Raw genomic sequence first — 3,417 nt, forward strand, 5'->3', positions numbered from 1 at the left:
GAAGGGAAACGAAGCGAAAAGAATTGGAAAGTTTGTCATAATGGATACGAAGGATTCAGCACAGGCAACGGAGATCAACAGCGTTGCTTTAGGCTCCAGCTCTACGACGGAGCAGGTAAACGGTTGGCTGACAGATCTTCAGTATTTTTCTCCTCATCTTCGGGTCTACACATATCCTTTAGTTCAACACACGGTTTTTACCACGACGACTAAAAGCCTTGAATTGGCGGCAAAACAAATGGAAGCATTGACTGCATTACGCGGTTCAAGGCAAGCTGTAGTCGTGGCTACAGCTGAAGAGGCGGCACAATTTGTGACGGCAGTTCAGGAAATGACGGCTATCGTCGTTCCGAATACGGAAGTGTATAAGGCGTTGCAACAATTTACGACTTTACAGGTACAAAGAGGCGGGCAGTTGGTCAAGGAAGTCGGTGTGGGCGTAAAATCCGAACAGGGTTGGTATAACGATCAGGTTCTGCATTACATGTACGTTCGTGTCAATCTGTATCGTGACAGTCACAGCTGGAAGGAAGCAGCGTACGGCAAACAGGCGGTCTATAAGCTTTATCATGACTATGAAACATTTTTTGCCACTCATTCCTATGTAACGCCGGAGAACAAGGCCATGTTTGAACAAGACTTCCTGAATATTTTGGCTGACAATACACGACAAGTTGAAAACAATGAATTACGGTTCTATTTAAATGAAACGGTACTCTTTTCACTGCAGGCCGGTATGGAGGCGGATAGACAATTAATTTCGCCCTATGAAGAAGGACGTATTGTGAATTTACGTCAACAATTATAATATTTATATAATGTAATATAAGAGGGAGCTTCTTATTAAAGAGGCTTCTTTTTATATTGCTTTAAAAGTGTATAAAGTAAAGTAATAGGTGTCGGCATGGGTATGTGAAAGTTTTATAAGGTTTATAAGAATAACTATGCTATACTTATAAAGTAGCATTTATAGTGATGATAAAATAAAAGGGGATAGAAGATAGATGCTGTCCTGTTTTTGCGAAAACAAACGAGAGATGCATACAAATCGGGTTTAAAATTTAAAATGCGTATTTGCACAATTATATACATAATATAAGGAGGATGATATTGTGCTGGAACGTTTAAATGCGTTACCCGTTTCATCGTTTCACTATAAGCTGTTGGTGGTTGCCGGAATCGGTTGGGTTTTTGATTCTATGGATACGGGGCTTATTGCGTTTGTTTTACCCTTGCTTATCAAAGAATGGGGGCTTTCGGCTACTCAGGCGGGGATGCTCGGCAGTATCGGCCTTGTCGGTATGGCTCTGGGGGCTGTAGCCGCAGGTACCTTAGCCGACAGAGTGGGGCGAAAAACCGTATTTTCCGTCACCATAGTGTTGTACAGCTTGGCTACGGGATTGTGTGCCGTAGCACCGAATTATGAGTTACTCGTTCTTTTTCGCTTTTTAGTAGGGCTGGGATTGGGCGGTGAGTTACCCGTAGCGGCTACGCTGGTGACCGAATACGTTCCGGGGCGTGCAAGAGGTCGTTTTATGGTACTCTTGGAAAGCTTCTGGGCCGTCGGCTGGTTGTTGGCAGCCCTTATCGCCTACTTTATTATTCCCGTGACGGGATGGCGTACGGCCTTTCTCATCGGAGCCTTACCGGCCTTATATACCATGGTTATTCGTATGCACTTACCCGAATCGGTTCGCTATCTTTTAAAAAAGGGAAGAATAGAAGAAGCCCGAAACATTGTTTCTTCCTTGGAAGAACGTTGCCATATGGAACCTCGTCCCCTTGAAGTGACGGAAAAGGATGTGGCGGAAGAAACAAAAGGCTCCTTTACGGCTCTTTGGACAAGACGGTTTATTAAGCGAACCGTCATGCTATGGCTCGTGTGGTTCGGCATTGTTTTCAGCTATTACGGCGTCTTTATGTGGCTTCCTTCCCTTGTATTTAAACAAGGATTTACGGTAGTTAAAACCTTTGAATATGTCCTCGTCATGACCTTGTCTCAGCTGCCGGGATATGCAGCGGCGGCTTGGCTCGTCGATCGACTGGGACGGCGCTATACTTTGTCCCTGTTTTTGTTGGGCAGCGGCATAGCCAGTTACTTTTTCGGACACGCTGAGACTGTTACGGCACTGCTTTGTTGGGGAGCGACCATGTCTTTCTTCAATCTCGGTGCCTGGGGCGTTATCTATACTTATACACCCGAACTCTATCCGACGGAGATTCGCGGTCTGGGTTGCGGCTGGGCTACGGGATTCGGTCGTGTAGGCGGTATGGTGGCACCTCTTCTTGTAGGAGCCCTTTTGACCGATGCTTGGGATATGGGACATATATTCTATATCTTTGCCGGTGTATTTGTACTTATTTCCTTTATTGTCCTTACCTTGGGAAGGGAAACGAAGCGAAAAGAATTGGAAAGTTTGTCATAATGGATACGAAGGATTCAGTCAATATGAAACGGGAACTCCTGTATGATACAGGGGTTCCCGTTTTTTACAGCATTATAACCGAGTAATATGGAATGAAACGTAACGGATAATTGAATGTTATAAAACTGTAACAGAATGAGAGATAAACGGAAATAAATTAATGGTAAAATCTTAGCGAAATACAAATTATATTCCGTTTAGGAATGACGTGAGTATAAAAATGTGTATGGCATATAAGAGGGTGGTATGGGTAGAGAGAGTATGCACGAAAAATAAATAATAACACAAAAGAATATGGAGTCCGTATTTGGTGAGAAGAAATTCCGGGGGGTGGGAGAAACGCGGACAACAAGCTCCGACCTTGCTGTATGCGGTGTTATCGCATATTGGAAAGGTCTTTTTTTATAAAAAATCAAGAGCTTGTCATCATGAATAAATTTGATAACCTCATCAAAAAACATGAGTTCAACTCATTTATAAATTACTAACGGAAAACGATTACTATCTTGAAATAATAGAAAAAGTTTTGTAAAATAACATGCACGTAAGTTATTAAAAAATTGAGCTCATGGCGAAAGTTTCGTTTATGCGACGAAACGAAAGGTTAAAAACCTGTAACATCGACAATTGTATGTTTATATCGTTATTTTTTGGAAAGGAAGGTAATGTGAAGAATGAATAAGGTTTTTAAGATTGTTTGGAGTAAGTCTAAACAGTGTTATGTAGTTGTGTCGGAATATGCCAAGTCAAACGGCGGCAAGAAGAAGGTGTTGGCAACCGTCTTGGCAGGCCTCATGATGGCCGGCGTTGCCGGCGGTTTAGCACCGCAGCAGGCTTTGGCAGGTGACGATTACGGTAATAGTGCTATCAATATTGAACCGAACGGTCTTTATCCGGCTTATCGTAACAAGGGTGTTAATAAAAATGCCATTGCTATTGGCGGCCAGAATAATGTTACAGGAACTCCCGGAAACGGTCGTATTGCTCTCGG

At 43.0% G+C, this 3,417-nt stretch carries 3 protein-coding genes; all 3 read left to right on the forward strand.

The window, feature by feature from the left end:
- Positions 1–808 (forward strand): hypothetical protein (locus PGX78_RS06910; RefSeq protein ID WP_270446096.1); only part of this gene is annotated, 808 nt, incomplete at its 5' end.
- 301 nt (positions 809–1,109) lie between these two features.
- Complete coding sequence (locus tag PGX78_RS06915; RefSeq protein WP_442864809.1) at positions 1,110–2,426, forward strand: MFS transporter; 1,317 nt, start codon at positions 1,110–1,112, stop codon at positions 2,424–2,426.
- A 674-nt stretch (positions 2,427–3,100) separates the two neighbouring features.
- Positions 3,101–3,417: ESPR domain-containing protein (locus tag PGX78_RS06920; RefSeq protein WP_270446100.1), on the forward strand; the 317-nt coding region annotated here is incomplete at its 3' end.

The sequence above is a fragment of the Megasphaera sp. AF13-6AC genome (assembly GCF_027685385.1).
Lineage (GTDB): Bacteria > Bacillota > Negativicutes > Veillonellales > Megasphaeraceae > Megasphaera > Megasphaera micronuciformis.